The organism is Neorhizobium descurainiae (genome assembly GCF_051400715.1).
Classification (GTDB): domain Bacteria; phylum Pseudomonadota; class Alphaproteobacteria; order Rhizobiales; family Rhizobiaceae; genus Neorhizobium.
The window spans coordinates 143,775-160,586 of sequence record NZ_JBLFFK010000013.1; the positions used below are offsets into that span (position 1 = coordinate 143,775).

The following is a 16,812-nucleotide window of genomic DNA, read 5'->3' on the forward strand; positions in this document are numbered from 1 at the left end:
GGGTCATCCTCCAAGTCTCGGATAGGTGGCAAGAACGTTGTCGCGAAGGATTTTGTTCACCTTGGCCTCCGGAAACCCCTCCGGCAGCGCGTCCAGCTCCTCGAAATGCCAGTGCGGGTAATCCGAGGAGAAGAGCAGCATATCATCGCTGAGCAGGTGATCGAGCGCTTTTGCGACGTCCTCGACCTCATCCGGCCCGTCGAAGGGCTGCGACGTCATGCGGACATGTCTGCGGATGATATCGGCGGGGGCGTCCTTGACCCACGGCACCTCGATACGCGTGCCCTTCCAGTCCTTGCTCATGCGCCACATCAGCGCCGGCACCCAGGTGACCCCGGATTCGATCAGCACCGTCTTCAAGTTCGGGTATTTGACGAAGACGCCTTCGGCAATGAGGCTCGCGACCTGGGTGGAGAAGCCCTGCGGCTGGGCCACGTGGTCCTCGATCAGGAAGGAGTGGAAGCCGCTATGGCTCGGCGCGTTGCGGAAGTTCGATCCGGCGTGGATGCCGATCGGCAGTCCGTGCTTCTCGGCCGCCTCGTAGATCGGCCAATAGGTACGGCGGCCGAGCGGCAGCTCGGTCATGGCAAGCGTCAGGATCTGCACAAAGCGCTTGTCGCCCGCCCGCCGCTCGATCTCTTCCACCGCCGCTTCGACGTTCTGGAACGGCACCAGCATGGAAGCCCTCAGCCGAGGGTCGCGGTCGAGCCATTTGTCTGCGAGCCAGTCGTTGGTGGCGCGGCAGATGGCGGCCGCGAGATAGGGATCGAACAGCGCATGCGCGCCGGAAACTACATTGAGGATGGCATGTTCGAGGCCGAGCGGATCGAGCAGGTTCTTCTGCATCTGCGCCAGCGGATCGCCGCTCCATGCCCAGCCGGGCCGCATATAGGGGCGCGTGCGTTCAGGATAGCCCATCAGCTCCAGAACGTCGACTTCGCGGGAGGTGACGATCTCCTGCCAGTAGTCGTCGAGATAGGGAAGCAGGTCCGCACGGCGGGGTGTCGGCGGATGCACGTCGCAGTCGATCGCGCCAGCGGTATTGTATCTAGGCATATTTCTCGACATCTCGCTCATGGTTGCTCTGTGAACTGTCTTTTCGCGCCCGCCGCCGCGGTGGCGGCGTCATGCCGCCTGCGCTTCCCGCCTCTCCTCGCGGATGAAGTCGGCCGCCTTCTCGGCGATCATGACCGTCGGGGCCTGGGTGTTGCCGGATACGATGACTGGCATGATCGAGGCATCCACGACACGCAGGCCGGTGAGGCCATGGACCCTCAGCCGGTCGTCCACCACCGCCATGCGGTCGCTGCCCATCTTGCAGGTGCCGACGGGATGGAACGTGGTGTTGAGGGTCCGGCGCGCATAATCGAGCATTTCGTCGCGCGACTGGATGGCGGCGGTGGGGGCTATCTCCTCCGGCTGGAAACGGACCATGGCGGGGCTTGCGGCAATGCGCCGGACGGCTTCGATCGATCGCATCAAGATTTCCCGGTCCGCTTCCTCCTTGAGGAAATTGTGCAGTATGCGCGGCTGCAGCGAAGGGTCGCTTGCCGCGACATGGCAATGGCCGCGGCTTTCCGGCCTGAGGATGCAAGCCGACGAGGTGATGCCGGGGAAGGGATGCATCGCGCCGCCGAAACTCGGCGACGTGGAGCCGGAAACGTGGATCTGGATCTCCGGTGCCGGGGCATCCGGCGTGGTCTTGATGAAGGCACCGAGCAGCGTCGGCGAACCACCCAGCGGGCCGCGTTTCGTCGCCAGGTACTGCATGCCGAGCAGCATCCTGCCGAACCGCGTGCCGGCACGGGTATTCAGGGTATGCGTGTTGCGAAGGCGGTGCTGCACCCTGATATGCCAGTGATCGTGCAGGTTTTCGCCGACGCCCGGCAATGCGTGCAGCACCTCTATTCCGGCGGACGCAAGTACCTCCGGCGCACCGATCCCCGAGCGTTCGAGGATGGCCGGAGAGCCGTAGGCGCCAGCGGACAAAAGCACTTCCCGCCCGGCTTTCACCTCGTGCTGTTGTCCATCCAGGCTGAACACGACCCCGCTCGCCCGCGTGCCGTTGAAGGTCACGCGATCGACGAGAGCGCCGGTGACGACGGTCAGGTTGCGGCGGTTGCGGACCGGCGCGAGAAACGCGCGGGCGGTGGAGTGGCGCACGCCGTTCTTGATGGTCGCCACGAAGAAGGCCACGCCTTCATTGTCGCCGCAATTGTAGTCTTCGGCCGCGGGAATGCCCTGCTCGATCGCCGCCTGGCGATAGGCTACCAACGCTTCCCACCGCACGTTGGGATCGGAGACCGCCCATTCGCCCTCAGTGCCATGCGCGTCGGAATCCGGACGATGGAAAGCTTCGGAGCGCTTGAAATAGGGCAGCACGCTTTCCCACGACCAGCCTCGATTGCCGAGCTGCGCCCACTGGTCGTAATCGTAGGCGTGGCCGCGCACATAGATCAGACCGTTGATGCCGGAACTGCCGCCGAGCATTTTCCCGCGCGGCAGGGGAAGCTGCCGTCCGTTCAGATAGGGTTCGGGTTCGCCCTTGTAGAGCCAGTCGTATTGCGGCCTGCCGATCAGGTAGGCGAGACCGAGGGGCATGTCCACGTAGAAACCGCGTCCCTCGCCGCCGCCCTCTATCATCAGCACCTCGACGGTCGGATCGGCCGACAGCCGATTTGCCAGAACGCAGCCGGCCGTACCCCCGCCCACGATGACATAATCGTAGGAACGGGAACGTTCGAACGTACCCATGGTTTGCTCCTCCGCTTGTCGTAGCCGGGATGCCCGGCGATTTACGCGCCAGATCAAGAACCGGAAACGCAAAGACACGACCGCCAGGTCGCGTAACCTCCGGCCGGATCATGGCACACGACCCGGCTCGAAGGAAGCCGTTCGCCAGAAAACTTCACGAAAAAGTATACACGGGATGAGCCTTATTGTAGATTTACCGTGGCAGGACGCCGCAGCTCCGGAGGAGGAGGCCGGCTAGCGGATATTCATGTATGCATTTCTGCCTGCCAGACACGAATCCGTTTCATCAATCTGTTTCATCGGGGAGGAGCCCAAGGGATGAGCGAAAAGCAGATCGGCAGGCCATTCAGCAGCAGCAAAATCAATCGACGGGCGCTTCTTGCGGTCGGCGCGGCGTTTGGAGGCGCCATGCTGTTGCCCGGACGGACATTCGCGCAGGCGCCGCAGCCCAAGGCGGGCGGCACGCTGCGCATCGCCATGCCGTTCAATCCGGCCGCACTCGATCCGATGACCGGACGCAACGTGCCGGATTTCAACGCGCTTTACGCGATCTTCGACGCGCTGATCGCTTTCGATCCGGCGACGCTCGAACTCCGGCCGATGCTGGCGAAGGACTGGACCTTCACGGACCCGACGGCGCTGGTGCTCAACCTTGTGGAGGGCGTGAAATTCCACGACGGCACGCCGTTCAACGCCGACGCGGTGAAGTTCAACCTCGACCGCTCCATCAACGACCCTCGCTCCAACGTGCGGTCGGACCTGGTTTCGGTCAAGGCGGTCGAGGCCACCGGCCCGAGCCAGGTAACGATCCGGCTCAAGCAACCGAACTACTCGCTGCCGACCATCCTTACGGGACGCGTCGGCTGCATCGTGTCGCCCGCCTCCATCCAGGCGGCGGCCAACGGCAATGTCGATCGCAGTCCCGTCGGTACCGGACCGTTCAAGTTCGTCGAGTGGCGCGACAACGACCTGATCCGCGTCGAGAAGAACCCGAACTACTGGCAGCCCGGATTGCCCTATCTCGACGGGATCGACTTCCGCATCATCAACGAACTGAACACCGCCGCCCGGACGGTGACCGCCGGCGAGACCGATCTTTCGCTCAACATGGCCGCGCAACAGATCGCCACTGCGCGCCGCATGCCGGACCTCATCGCCGAAGCTAATCCGTCGATGATCTTCTTCACCCTGATGATGAACTTCGCCAAGCCGCCGCTCAACGATGTCAGGGTCCGGCAAGCAATGAACTACGCGATCAACCGCGACGAGCTGAACAAGGTCCTGATGCTTGGCCTGGGCGAGCCGACCTCGACCATGTTCCCGAAGGATTTCTGGGCGGTCGACGCGGACACGGCGCATTTCTACCAGCACGATCCGGAAAAGGCGCGCAGTCTGCTCAAGGAAGCCGGATATCCGAACGGTCTCGAAATCGAAACCTGGAGCTGGCCGGATCAGACGTCGATCCAGCGCATCGAACTGGTCGGCAACCAGCTTGAGCAGGTCGGCATCCGCCTCAAGATCACGCCCTCGCCCCCTCAGGTGGTCAACCAGCTCTTCTATATCGAGGGCAAAGGCTCGATGATCCTCAATCCGCAGGGCGGCTGGCTTGATCCGAGCCAGACCTACGAGCGGCTGTTCGGTGCGACCGGACAGTTCAACGCAGGCAAGATGGAAGACCCACAGTTCCGCAAATTGCTGGACGCGACAGGTTCCTCGGCCGATGCGGGCGAACGCAAGGCGGCCTTCGCCGCGCTCCAGCGCTTCGTCGTGGAACAGGCGCTGCACCTGCCGCTGGTCACATCGGCGGCCATGTCGATCCGCAACAAGAAGGTCAAGGATTTCCATTACGACCGGCTGCACTCGCCGCGTTTCCACCGCGTCTGGCTCGACCAAAGCGCCTGATTTTCACATCAATTATAGGGTGACGACAACGAAACAGCCCGGCCGTGAGGCCGGGCCGCTCTATATCCGGAGCCATCAGAGAAACCGGCTCACCGACGCTTGATCGTCGGATCGAGAAGCACGCGGATCGACTCGCCCAGCGTATTGAAGGCAAGCGCCGTGAACAGGATGGCGAAGCCCGGCGCGTACATCTGTGCGGGCGCCACTTCCACATAGTGGTAGGCGCGCGCCAGCATGCCGCCCCAGCTCGACTCAGGCGGCTGGACGCCCAGCGACAGGAAGCTCAATCCCGCTTCCGCCAAAAGCGCCACGGCCAGCATCAGGGTAATTTCCACGATTACCGGCTGGATCGCATTGGGCAGGATGTGGCGCAGGACCAAGTGAAGACGCGACGCGCCGAAGCCGGTCGCCGCCTCGACGTAAAGCGCGTTCTTCACCACCAGCGTCTGAGCCCGCATCGTCCGGGCAAGTACCGGCGCGAAGGCGAAGCCGACCGCGATCATCGCGTTGGTGAGGCCGATGCCGAGCGCGCCGGTGACGGCGACTGCCAGCACGAGCGGCGGAAACGCCAGGACGCCGTCGATGATACGGCTGCCCAGCTCATCGATCCAGCCGCCGACAAACCCGATGAACACGCCGAGCGGCACGCCGATCACCACACCGATGCCGACAGCCAGGCCGGCAGCATAGAGCGCGTTGTAGGAACCGTGCATCAGGCGGCTCAGCGTGTCGCGGCCGAGATCGTCCGTGCCGAGCCAGTGTTCGGCGCTCGGCGGCATCAGCAGATCCATCAGGTTCTGCTGGTTGGGGGGATAGGGTGCGATCAGCGGCGCGAAGATCGCCACCAGAACCAGAATGGAGAGGTAGGCAAGGCTTACAAGTGCGCGCTTGTCGGACCATAGCCACGGCCAGAAGCGGAAGCGGATGGGAGGTGGAAGGGTTGGCCGGGTTGCCGGCGCGGCAGGGTTTTCGGTCATCGCTGTCATATTCGTATCGGTCATGTCGAGGCCGCCACTCTGGGATCGAAGGTCGCGTTGAGCACGTCGACCAGAAGGTTGGTGAGGATCACCACCAGCACGAGCACGAGCGCCACGCCCTGCACCACCGGAAAATCCTTGTTGAGCGCCGAATAGCTGATGAGGTTGCCCACACCGGGTATGGCGAAGACCGCCTCGATGATGACGGCGCTCGAGAACAGCCGGTTCACCTGCAGGCCGGCGATGGTCAGCATCGTGGCCGCCACATTGCGGAGCCCGTGCTTCCACAGGATGGCGCTCGAACTCAGCCCCTTGGCGCGCAGGGTGCGGATATATTGCGAGCCCAGCACCTCGAGCAGTGCGCTGCGCACCTGGCGCGCCAAAACGGCAACGACGCCGGTCGAGAGCGCTATCGCCGGAAGGGTCGCATAGTAGAGCGATTCCAGCGGTTTTTCGAAGACGGATACCGCGCCGGTCGCCGGGAACCAGCGATAGCCGAGCGAGAAGAGCGTCACCAGAATGATGCCGAGCCAGAAGTTGGGAACGGCGACGCCAAGCGAGGCGACGCTGGTAATGATCTTGTCGAGCGCGGTACCCTGGCGCGTCGCGGCGAGAATGCCGAGCGGAATGCCGATCACCGCGCCGAGCACCAGCGCATAGACCACGAGCAGGATCGTGTGCGGCAGGCGCGCAAGGATCAGCCGCAGAACCGCTTCGTTGGAGAAGAGCGAGTGGCCGAGATCGCCCTGCAAGACACTACCCAGCCAGGAGAAATACTGCACGAGCATCGGTCGGTCGAAACCGTAGATATGGCGGATTTCCGCGATGCGCTCCGCCGTCGCATAGTCGCCCGCAATCATGACGGCCGGATCGCCCGGCATCAAGTAGACGAGGGAAAACACCACAAAGGTGGCCACGATCATCACGGGCACCAGTTGCATCAGCCTTCGCGCGACCATCCCGGGGACGCCGTCCATCATTTACACTCCGTCGATCCGCTATTGGTACAGGCCGTTAGAGCGGCCCGCAGAAACATCCGATTTGCCGGGCGACGCCCTTGGGGGAGCAGGACAGGCGGACCCGTCCTGCTCCGGTTCCGGACGATACCTCGATCCTGCCAAGCATCGAGGCATCACATCGCTTGACCTCACGCCTCCATCCACACCTTGTGGAAGCGCGGGCGCTGCAGCAGGCTGAAGTTGAAACCATGCACTTTCGGCGTGCGCACGATAATGCCGGCGGACGCAAATTGCGGCAGGTGCAGAGCGTTTTCCAGCACGAAACGCTGCATCTTATGGAGGACTTCCTGACGCTTGGCCTGATCGAACGTATTCATGGACGCATCCATGAGTTCGCGATAGCCCGGCAGCTCGACCTTGGCCGCGTTGCGGTAGGCGGTCGCGGAGAACTGACGGTCGTAGGCCGTGGCCGGATCGGGAAGACCGCCCGTCGGGGTCATCAGCATCTGGCCCTTTTTCTCGGTGAGGAAGTATTGCATCGTCTGCGCCGGCTGCGCCGGGGTGACCTTCAGCCGGATACCCGCCTCTGCAAGCTGGGCGCTCACGACTTCCTGGCGCTGGACCGCCGCCTGGTCGGCCCAGGTGAAGGTTGCGATCTCGATGCCATTGGCAAACCCCGCCTCCTTCAGCAGCGACTTCGCACGATCGATATCCTTCGTGTAGAAGTTCTCGGTCGCAGGATCATTGGCCCAGAAGCCTGTCGGGAACATGCTGCAATGTCCGCCGCCGAGACCGCCCCAGAGGACCTGATTGAGCACCGGACGGTCGAGCGCCCAGTTCATCGCCTGACGAACACGAACGTCTTTCAGCGGTCCCTCGCCGTAGTTCAGGAAGGACGTATAGTAGATCATCGACGGTGTCGCTTCGGCGACCAGTTTGGGGTCGCGCCTGGCAACCGCCATCTGCTGCGCGCTCATGTTGAGGACGATATCGGATTCACCGGCGGTCACCGTGCGCACGGCCGTGTTGAACTCGTTGACGATGCGGACATCGATCGCGTCGAGATAGGGCGCGTCGCCCCAGTAGTTGGCGTTCTTCGTCACCTTGATGATCGTGTTGTCCTGCCATTCCACGAACTTGAACGGCCCGGTGCCAACCGGCGCGCGGTCGACATTGCCGCCGGCGGCAGCCTTGACCGAGGCGGGCGACACGATGAGGCCCGCACGATCCGTCAGGACCGAAGGCAGGGTGGCGTCCGGATATTTCAGCTTCAACGAAACCTGATACGGACCGGTCGCCTCGATCTTATCGACGACAGCAAGGTCCGATTTGACGTTCGAACGCTCGTAAGTCATGCAGCGCTGAAGATGGAAGACCACCGCATCGGCATTGAACGGCGTGCCGTCGTGGAACTCGACGCCCTGACGCAGTTCGAGAACCAGCGTGGTCGGGTCGGTGAACTTCCATGACGTTGCCAGCATCGGCTGGAGTTCGAGCGTCTGCGGATCGAAGCCGATCAGCGCGTCGAACATCATGAGAAGCGTATTGAAATCGGGGTTGTTGCGGCCCGTCAGCGGATCGAGCGCGGCCGGGTTGAACGGTATCACGACCCTGAGGGTTCCGCCCGATCTCGGCTGCGGGGCCTGAGCACGTGCCATTGCCGGCAGCACAGCCAGGCCGCCCACGGCGGCCGTTCCGGCCAGCAGCGAGCGACGGGTAAGGTTCGGTATCCTTCCGTACAGATTTCTGGTCACGTCTTCTCCTCCTTGATCATGACCGGCCGTGCTTGGCCACTATGCGTATTCTGCTTTTCCCGTAACGCCAAAACGCGCTATCTACTTGTTTTCATAGAATTCCGAACGGAAAGCCGCCACGCACGCCCGAAACTGCTCTATGTCAGCGCTTCCGTGGCGGACGCGCCTTGCCCGGCACCGCTCCCTCCCAGGCCAAGGCTCCTCCTCTCCCTTTCGTCGAGCATCTCCTCGGCGAAATGACATGCGACATGCCGCCCCGGCAGCAATTCCCGCTGCTGGGGTTGCTGTGTGCGACAGATGTCCCGCATTCGCGGACAGCGTGTATGGAAACGACATCCGCTCGGCGGCGCGATGGCGCTCGGTATCTCGCCCTGCAGGATGATCCTGCGCCGGGCATCGGCTCCAGCCGGAATAATCTCCGGTTCGGCCGACCGCAGCGCCTCCGTATAGGGATGCAGCGGCGTGTCGATCACAGCGTGGGCGGGGCCGAATTCGACGATCTTGCCGAAATACATCACCGCCACGCGGTCGCTGATATGGCTGACCACCCTGAGATCATGGCTGATGAAGACGTAGGTGAGGCCGAACTGCTCCTGCAGGCGCGCGAAGAGGTTGAGCATGTCGGCCTGGATCGAGACGTCGAGCGCCGCCACTACCTCGTCGCAGACGATCACGTTCGGGTCCAGCATGAGTGCCCGCGCGATATTGGCGCGCTGCTTCTGTCCGCCGGAAATCTCGTGCGGATAACGGTTGGCCATCTCGGGCGACAACGCCACCCGGTCCAGCATTTCGAATGCCTTCTCGCGTCGCTCCGCTTTCGTACCATCGCCGACGATGTTAAGCGGCTCGCAGACGCTCTGAAGGATGGTCATGCGCGGATCGAAGGCCGCATTCGGATCCTGCGATACGATCTGGTACTTGCGCCGGTGACGATTGAGCTCGCGGCGGGAAAATTTGAACGGATCGATGTCGCCATGCAGCACTCCGCCGCCGCTCGGCGTGAGCAGGCCGACAAGACAGCGTCCGAGCGTCGACTTGCCGGAACCGGATTCACCGATCACGCCGAAGATTTCTCCTTCGCGAACGCTGAAGCTGACACCGTCGACGGCGCGGATGAGGGAGCCGCGCCGCGCATTGCCGAAGCTGACGTGAAGGTCGTCGACCTGCAGCGCCATCCGGTCGGGAGAGGCACTTCCACTCATGCTTCGACGCTCCTCAATTCGAGTTCTTCCCAGCGATTGCAGCGCACTTCCCTGCGGTCGGTATTCTCGATGCTTTGAGGCAGCTCGCAGGGCCGTGCGGAATAGGAACAGCGCGGCCCGAAGCGACAGCCCGTCGGCATATGGCGTAGCGAAGGTACGCGACCGGCGATCGACGGCAGGGTGCCGCGCGCGCGGTTGCTGTCGGGTATCGAATGCAGGAGCCCGGACGTGTAGGGATGACGGGGATCGGCGATGACATCCCTCACCGGGCCGCTCTCGACGACCTGTCCTGCATACATCGTGACCATCCGATGACAGCTTTGCGCGACCAGGCCGAGATTATGGGTGATGAACATGATGGCCGTGCCGGTCCTGTCGGCCAGGCCCAGAAGCAGGTCCATGATCTGTGCCTGGATCGTCACGTCGAGGGCCGTGGTCGGCTCGTCGGCGATGAGCAGGCGCGGCTCGCAGACCAGCGCCATGGCGATCATCACACGCTGGCGCATACCGCCCGAAAGGTTCATCGGATAGAGCGTCGCGACGTGCCGCGGTGACGCGATGCCGACCGAATCCAGGGCCGCGACGGCGCGCTCCGCCGCCTCTTTGCGGCTGAGCCTGAAGTGCCGCTGAAGGGTCTCCTCGATCTGGTAGCCCACGGTGAACACCGGATCGAGGGCGCTCATCGGCTCCTGGAAAATCATGCTGATATGTCGCCCGCGAATCCGATTCATCTGCGATTCCGGACAGGAAACGAGGTTCTGGCCGCCGAACACGACCTTTCCGCCGAGGCGGGAATCGCGTGGCGGCAGGAGCCGGAGAATCGAGAGCGCGGTCATCGACTTGCCGCAACCGCTCTCGCCGACGACGCCGAGAATCTCCTTCGGCTTCACCGAAAGCGAAACATTGTTGAGGACTTCGACCCAACCCTGCTCGTCACGCAATGACAAGGTCAGGTTCTGGATATCCAGAAGCGTGTCCTGGTCGGCCGTTGTGGCCTCGGCAAGCTGCTGCATCCGGCCTTGCTCCTCCCCTGTCGGCCCGCCGCCCGCATATTAAACATGTGAAATGCAGGTGGCTGCCACGCTTTTTCCTCCACCACGCCAGAAACCCGTCAAGGATCCTGATACGCAGGGCCGGCTCCTCCCGAAAGCCTCGCCATGTATACAATACACTTCACGAAGGCGAAAGCCCCAGAGCGGTCGGAATGAAAATTGTGGCGGATGAAAGAGGAAGCTGGCGATCAGGCGCTACCGGATATCAGCGACGATCCGTAGGCGCGCCGTCAACTTTGTTCAGATTGCCCCGGACGTTTCGCAATTGTACATGCGCGACGGAATTCTGCGATTTCCGCAGCAGCGGCAACCCTGCACCTGAAACGCTCTAAAGCACGCTTATCCAGCTTGGACGGAGACCTGTCGGATGGAGCCTTGCCGCCCGTAACATGCCTGATCGGAGATCGATGGGATGAACTGCGAGCTGGCTCGTCTTTTCGCTCGCGACAAGCAGGAAACGCCCTGATCGATCCGCCGCCATTACGCGCGGGAACGGCGTGGTCGTGGCCTCGCCAAGCCGTGTCAAACACCCATGCGTGGAAATATCGAATATCCCTATGCGGCCTTCGTTTCGCTCGGCGGCGTAAAGCGCGTTGCTGTCACGGCTTATCCTGATGTCGCTCGCTTTCGGCACGACGGGCGGATGCTGAAGGATCGATAGAACTGCACCGGCCGAGAAGCGATTTTTCTCGTCCTCCACAATCGACGTGACCGTGCCCGCCTTCTCGCTGATGAGAAACCATTGGCCGGTCGTGGGGACCATTGCCAGGTGCCGGGGGCCGCTTCCAGCTGCCAATTTCACCCGATCCGCCAGCCTCACGAGACCGGAAAGTCCGTCGAAATCGTAGATCAGCAGCAGATCGGCGCTCAGCGACGGAACCAGCAGCCGCCGGTTGGCGGCGGTAATCGTCACGAAATGCGGGTTTGGCGGTGTCGGTATAATACGTGTCCGTGCCGGTAGACGATCTTCCCCGATCTCGCTGACCGAGATCACTCCGCCCTCGAATGAAGCGCCGAAGAGGTAACGCCCCGTCGTATCGAAACTGATATGACACATGTCCGCCGGCAGCGGAGCGGTGCCGACATGGCGAAGCTCCGTCTCCGCTATTTCAAACACATAGACCCGGTAAGGAAGGCCGCGAAAGGCCACATAGAGGAACCGCCCGTCAGGACTTGCCGCCATCGGTGCCGAGCCGTTGCGCCCGTCAGCTTCGGGAAGCCTGTACCGGCCGACCAAATGCGGCGTACCGTCCATATCCAGTTCGTAGCTGTCCAGAGAATGATCGCCCGCACAGCAGAGGATAAAGCGGTTTTGCATCGTACGGTGCGGTTATCTGGCGGCGGGAAACAGGCTGATGCCAGCGGCAAACTTCTTAGCTGCCGATGCAGGTCCGCCCCTATGATCCCGACGGCACCGGTCGTGAAAATGCGTTTGCGGATTATGCTGCATCACTTCATCTCCGCAGAGCCGCCGATCATTGGCACGCCAAACTCCGCAGCGGCTTTCTCAAGCCCTGCGACGATGCCGTCGCCAAGTCTTACACCATGCGCCAGCATCTGGCGCCTGAGCGCAAGCCCCCGCTGTCCCGGCAGCCGGACAGGCCGCGACGGATCGCGCGGCGGGTTATTGCGCACCTCGCCCGCGAGCCAGCCCGTTTCCCTCAGGAACGCCGCGCGGCCGCCGAAAAATTCGGGATCGAGCACCTGGATGAAGACCCCCGCCTGCCAGCCTGTCGGGCCGTCCGCGCGTCCGTATCCCGCGAGCGCGTTGGCGAGGGCTTCCACGAGCAGGCCGAGGCCGAAACCCTTGTGGCCGTTCTGCATGCCACCGAGCGGCATGATCGAACCCGGCGCATCCGCAAAACGGACGGCAGGGTCGCCCGTCGGATTGCCCTCTGCGTCGAGCAGCGCGTCATAGCCGAAGGCTTCGCCGGCCTGACGCAGCCGGTTGACCATGCCATTGGTGGTCGCCGACGTGCTGACGTCGATCAGGATCGGATCGCCGTCCGTAGGAATGCCGGCCGCATAGGGGTTGGTCGTATAGAGCGGAACCGTGCCGCCGAAGGGCGCGACCATCGCCTGGGTGGGATCGGAAACCGCCAGCAATGCGACGAGCCCCCTGTCCGTGACCGGTTTCAGATAGGAGGTCAGCGCGGCGGTGTGATGGCTGCGGCGAATGGATAGCGTGAACGTGCCGTGGGTGGCCGCACGCTCGATGCCGAGCTTCATGCCTTCGCAGATGAGCCACGGTCCCGGCAGGCTGCGGCCGTCCCAGATGGCGGCCGCCCCCGTGTCCCGCAAGACGTCCTGATTTCCCTCCGCCGTCATCGTCCCCGCTTTCAACGAAGCGAGATAGGAGGGCAGGAGTTGCAGGCCATGCGTATCATGGCCCATGAGATCTCCTTCCAGCAGAACCTCCGCAACCGTTCGGCCATAACGCTCAGGCAAGCCGGCAGCGGCCAGAAGATCGGCGGCGAAGCGGCGAAGCGCCTCATAGTCGAAGGATGATGCCACGACGCTCAAACTCCCTGCACCATGCCATTGCCCGCCTGCCGGGCCGCTGTGATGTCGCGCGCCATGGCACGGTCGTAATGGTGGCTCGCGTCGAAAAGCATGCGGGAATAGGCCTTGGCGGCACGTCCCGCGGAAAGCGCCTCATAGTCCACGATTTCCTCGATCACCCCCTGCTGCATCACGGCGAGCCGCCGACACATGTGCCCGATCACGGCGAGGTCATGGCTGACGAGAAGATAAGTCAGCCCTTCCCGGTCGCGGATATCGCTCAGCACATTCAGGACTTCCGCCTGGACGGAAACGTCGAGCGCCGATGTGGGCTCGTCGAGCAGCAGTATCGATGGCCTCAGAATAAGCGCGCGGGCGATCGCCACGCGCTGGCGCTGGCCTCCGGAAAGCTGGTGCGGATATCGGAAACGCAGATGCGGCGCCAGTCCGACGTCGCGCAGCGCGTCCGTGATGCGCCGGTCGATGTCGCCGATGCCCTGGATACGCAGGGGTGCGGCGAGCGTGGTCTGCACCGTGTGCTTGGGGTGCAGGGAGCCGTAAGGATCCTGAAAGACCATTTGAATCGTGCGGCAGCGTTCTTTGGTAAGCTGCGGCCCGACCGGCTGCCCGTCCACCAGGATTTCTCCGGTCCAATGGGTGTAAAGGCCGGCGATACAGCGCAACACGGTGGATTTGCCCGAACCGGATTCTCCGACGAGGCCAAATACCTCGCCTTTCTCGACCTCGAAGCTGACATTGTCCAAAACCTTGGCCGCATTGTCGTCCTCACCGAAGACGATCGACAGGTTCCTGACCGATATGGCAGTCATGGCGTTCTCCTATACGGCTTCCAGCCAGCTCGGATCACGCTTGATCACCGGCAGGCGGTCTCGTTTCCGGTCCAGGCGCGGCAGCGAGTTGAGCAGCCCCTGGCTGTAGGGATGCTGCACATTATCGAGGTCGGCGGCGGCGATGGTCTCGACGATACGCCCGGCATACATGATGATGACGCGGTCGCAGAACGAGCGGACGAGGTTCAGGTCGTGGCTGATGAAGATCATGCCCAGTCCACGCTCCTTCACCATGTCGTCGAGAATGGCAAGCACCTGCAGCCTAACCGTGACGTCCAGCGCCGAGGTCGGCTCGTCCGCGATCAGCACCTGCGGGTCCGAGATCAGCATCATCGCGATCATGATGCGCTGACCCATGCCGCCCGAGACCTGGTGCGGATAAAGATCATAGACCCGCTTCGGTGAGCGTATCTGCACGGCTTCGAGCATGCTCAGCGCACGCTCGCGGCTCTCGCGGCGCGAGACCTTGTGATGGGTACGATAGGCTTCCGCAATCTGCTCGCCGACTGTGATGACGGGATTGAGCGAGTATTTCGGGTCCTGCATGATCAAGGAGATGTGGCTGCCGCGCATCTCCCGCAGTTCCTTCTTGCTCGCCGTCAACAGGTCCATGTCCTTGAAAGCGAGCCGTTCGGCCGTCACGATCGCGCTCGGCGGGCTGAGCCTCATGATCGCGCGGCCCACCGTCGATTTTCCGGAACCGGATTCGCCGACAATCGCCAGCTTTTCTCGACCGAGCGTCAAGGACACGCCGTGAATGGCCTGAAAGATGCCGCGCTGCATCTGGAAGCCTATGCGCAGGTCGCGCACCTCGATCAGAGGCGTCTGCACGGCCTCGGCCTCATTTGCTCTTGGGATCGAGGACATCGCGTAATCCATCTCCGAAAAGGTTGAAGGCGAGGCTGACGATCATGATGGCGATGCCCGGTGCGGTGACGATCCACCAGCTGTCGAGCATGTATTCGCGCCCCGCCGACGTCATGGCGCCCCATTCCGGCGTCGGCGGCTGGGCGCCGAGGCCGAGAAAGCCCAGTCCGGCCGCCGTCAGGATCACACTCGCCATGCCGAGCGTGACGCGCACGATCACCGACGACAGGCACACCGGGATGATCGAGCCGAAGATGATGCGGAGCGAGGAGGCTCCTTGCAGCCGGGTCGCCGCTATGTAGTCGGACGACCGGATGGTCATAGTTTCGGCGCGGGCAAGGCGGGCGATCGCGGGCCAACCCGTCAAGGCGATCGCAAGCACCGCCTGTTCCAGGCCCGGGCCAAGGATGGCGACGAAAGTCAAGGTCAGGATCAGGCCAGGGAAAGCGAGAAACAGGTCGGTTATGCGCATGACGATCATGTCGACCAGTCCGCCATAATAGCCCGAGACCGCGCCGATGATCAGGCCCAGCGGACCGACGGTGATCGTCACAAGCGTAACGATGTAGAGCGTGACGCGCGAGCCGTAGACGATACGGCTGAAGATGTCGCGGCCGTACTCGTCGGTTCCGAACCAGTTGTGAGCCGAAGGCGGCTTCAGCGCCATGGAGAGGTTCTGCAGATTGGGATCATGCGTGGCGATCCATGGTGCGAAGATCGCCACGGCGATCAGCAGCAGGATGATGGCGAACCCAACGACCGCCAGTCCGTTGGACAGAAAGGCGTAAATGCCGTTCAGGAGGCGCTGGAGAGATGCCTCGGCGACGGAAGTCGCCTCGCGGTCGAGGAAGGCGACCTTCTTCCGCCGGGCCGGCGCCTCGTGTGCCTCTGCGCTCATTGGACCGTCCTCGGATCGAAGATTTTGTAAAGAAGATCGGCGACTATGTTCAACGTGATGAAGATGACGCCGACGAGCAGCACGCAGACCATGATGGCGTTCATGTCGCCCAGAAGCAGGTTGTTGGTGAGATACTGACCAAATCCCGGCCAGGCGAAGATGGTCTCGATCAGAACCGCGCCTTCCAGCATGCTGCCGTAGGTCAGCGCGATCACGGTCAGAAGCTGGACGCGGATGTTACGGAAAGCGTGATGCCAGACCACGTTCCATTCCGACACGCCCTTCACGCGCGCGGCGGTGATATACTCCTGCGAGAGCTGATCGATCATGAAGCTGCGCGTAAGCCTGCAGAGCGACGCCATGGACGCATAGCCGAGCACGCTTGCCGGCAGGACGATGTGACGGACCGCGCTCCAGAACACCTCGGCATCACCAGCGAGCAACGAATCCACCAGAAGCAGTCCGGTGCGAGGCTCCACGAGGCCGTCATAGTAGATTTCCACACGGCCTCCGCCACCGACCCAGCCGAGATAGGAATAGAAGAGCAGAAGCCCCATCAGGCCGATCCAGAAGATCGGCACCGAATGACCGAGGAGCGTAGCCACGCGTATGATGTGGTCGGCAAGGCGGTTGCGCTGCACGGCCGCCAAGACGCCGAGCGGCACGCCGATGCCGGCACCGATCAGAAGCGCAAGGGTGCCGAGCTCGATGGTGGCCGGAAAGACCCGGAGCAGATCATCGGACACCCGGTTGCCGGTCAGCAAGGCGGTGCCGAAATCGCCCTGCAGCATGCGTGTAATGTAAAGTCCGAACTGGACGATGATGGGCTGGTCCAGCCCGAGGCGCTCGTAAGTCGCCTGATAGGTCGCCTGGTCGGCATCGGGGCCGACAAGGCGCGCCACCACGTCGACCGGCATGACCTGCCCAAGAAAAAAGGTAAGGGTGACGAGTAGCAGCAACGTAGCGAGCACCGATGCAAGCGACTGCGTGGCCTTCTTGAGTTTATTGCGTCTAAGAAACCGGTTCATCGATCTTCCTGCCCCTGTAACCCACCCCTGTAACCCGATGGGGCGGGCCGGCGTGGCGGCCAGGCC

Annotated in this window: 14 protein-coding genes; 1 reads left to right on the top strand and 13 read right to left on the bottom strand. The window is 62.8% G+C overall.

Features of this window, described 5'->3' with window-relative positions:
* Positions 1-3 precede the first annotated feature (3 nt).
* Positions 4-1,056, bottom strand: coding sequence for an amidohydrolase family protein (locus tag ACMGE0_RS21285; RefSeq protein WP_436817889.1), 1,053 nt, complete (start codon positions 1,054-1,056; stop codon positions 4-6).
* A 69-nt stretch (positions 1,057-1,125) separates the two neighbouring features.
* Positions 1,126-2,754 (bottom strand): GMC family oxidoreductase, encoded by a 1,629-nt coding sequence (locus tag ACMGE0_RS21290; RefSeq protein ID WP_436817890.1) that lies wholly within the window; start codon positions 2,752-2,754, stop codon positions 1,126-1,128.
* A gap of 318 nt (positions 2,755-3,072) precedes the next feature.
* On the opposite strand from ACMGE0_RS21290, the gene ACMGE0_RS21295 reads away from it, so the two are divergent.
* On the top strand, positions 3,073-4,656 hold the full coding sequence (locus tag ACMGE0_RS21295) for an ABC transporter substrate-binding protein (RefSeq protein ID WP_436817891.1): 1,584 nt from the start codon (positions 3,073-3,075) through the stop codon (positions 4,654-4,656).
* A gap of 89 nt (positions 4,657-4,745) precedes the next feature.
* On the opposite strand, the gene ACMGE0_RS21300 is transcribed toward ACMGE0_RS21295, so the two are convergent.
* The 11 genes from ACMGE0_RS21300 to ACMGE0_RS21350 all read right to left on the bottom strand — a co-directional run bounded on the left by ACMGE0_RS21300 (position 4,746) and on the right by ACMGE0_RS21350 (position 16,746).
* On the bottom strand, positions 4,746-5,657 hold the full coding sequence (locus ACMGE0_RS21300) for an ABC transporter permease (RefSeq protein ID WP_436817892.1): 912 nt from the start codon (positions 5,655-5,657) through the stop codon (positions 4,746-4,748).
* Entirely contained in the window at positions 5,654-6,613 is a 960-nt protein-coding gene (locus ACMGE0_RS21305) for an ABC transporter permease (RefSeq protein WP_436817893.1), read from the bottom strand. Before ACMGE0_RS21305 ends, ACMGE0_RS21300 begins: the two co-directional genes overlap by 4 nt.
* Before the next feature lie 167 nt (positions 6,614-6,780).
* Complete coding sequence (locus tag ACMGE0_RS21310; RefSeq protein ID WP_436817894.1) at positions 6,781-8,346, bottom strand: ABC transporter substrate-binding protein; 1,566 nt, start codon at positions 8,344-8,346, stop codon at positions 6,781-6,783.
* Between the two features lie 137 nt (positions 8,347-8,483).
* Complete coding sequence (locus tag ACMGE0_RS21315) at positions 8,484-9,548, bottom strand: ABC transporter ATP-binding protein (RefSeq protein WP_436817895.1); 1,065 nt, start codon at positions 9,546-9,548, stop codon at positions 8,484-8,486.
* Positions 9,545-10,561 carry an ABC transporter ATP-binding protein gene (locus ACMGE0_RS21320; RefSeq protein ID WP_436817896.1) on the bottom strand — a complete coding sequence of 339 codons (1,017 nt, stop codon included), beginning with the start codon at positions 10,559-10,561 and terminating at the stop codon, positions 9,545-9,547. Before ACMGE0_RS21320 ends, ACMGE0_RS21315 begins: the two co-directional genes overlap by 4 nt.
* Before the next feature lie 367 nt (positions 10,562-10,928).
* On the bottom strand, positions 10,929-11,918 hold the full coding sequence (locus ACMGE0_RS21325; RefSeq protein ID WP_436817897.1) for a lactonase family protein: 990 nt from the start codon (positions 11,916-11,918) through the stop codon (positions 10,929-10,931).
* Positions 11,919-12,049: 131 nt separating this feature from the next.
* Positions 12,050-13,114 carry an Ldh family oxidoreductase gene (locus ACMGE0_RS21330; RefSeq protein ID WP_436817898.1) on the bottom strand — a complete coding sequence of 355 codons (1,065 nt, stop codon included), beginning with the start codon at positions 13,112-13,114 and terminating at the stop codon, positions 12,050-12,052.
* A gap of 5 nt (positions 13,115-13,119) precedes the next feature.
* Positions 13,120-13,932 carry an ABC transporter ATP-binding protein gene (locus ACMGE0_RS21335; RefSeq protein ID WP_436817899.1) on the bottom strand — a complete coding sequence of 271 codons (813 nt, stop codon included), beginning with the start codon at positions 13,930-13,932 and terminating at the stop codon, positions 13,120-13,122.
* Between the two features lie 9 nt (positions 13,933-13,941).
* Positions 13,942-14,784, bottom strand: coding sequence for an ABC transporter ATP-binding protein (locus ACMGE0_RS21340; RefSeq protein ID WP_436817900.1), 843 nt, complete (start codon positions 14,782-14,784; stop codon positions 13,942-13,944).
* 10 nt (positions 14,785-14,794) lie between these two features.
* Positions 14,795-15,718: an ABC transporter permease gene (locus tag ACMGE0_RS21345; protein WP_436817901.1), complete on the bottom strand. Its 924-nt coding sequence runs from the start codon at positions 15,716-15,718 to the stop codon at positions 14,795-14,797.
* Complete coding sequence (locus ACMGE0_RS21350; protein WP_436817902.1) at positions 15,715-16,746, bottom strand: ABC transporter permease; 1,032 nt, start codon at positions 16,744-16,746, stop codon at positions 15,715-15,717. The genes ACMGE0_RS21345 and ACMGE0_RS21350 overlap by 4 nt, the downstream gene beginning before the upstream one ends.
* Between the last annotated feature and the right edge of the window lie 66 nt (positions 16,747-16,812).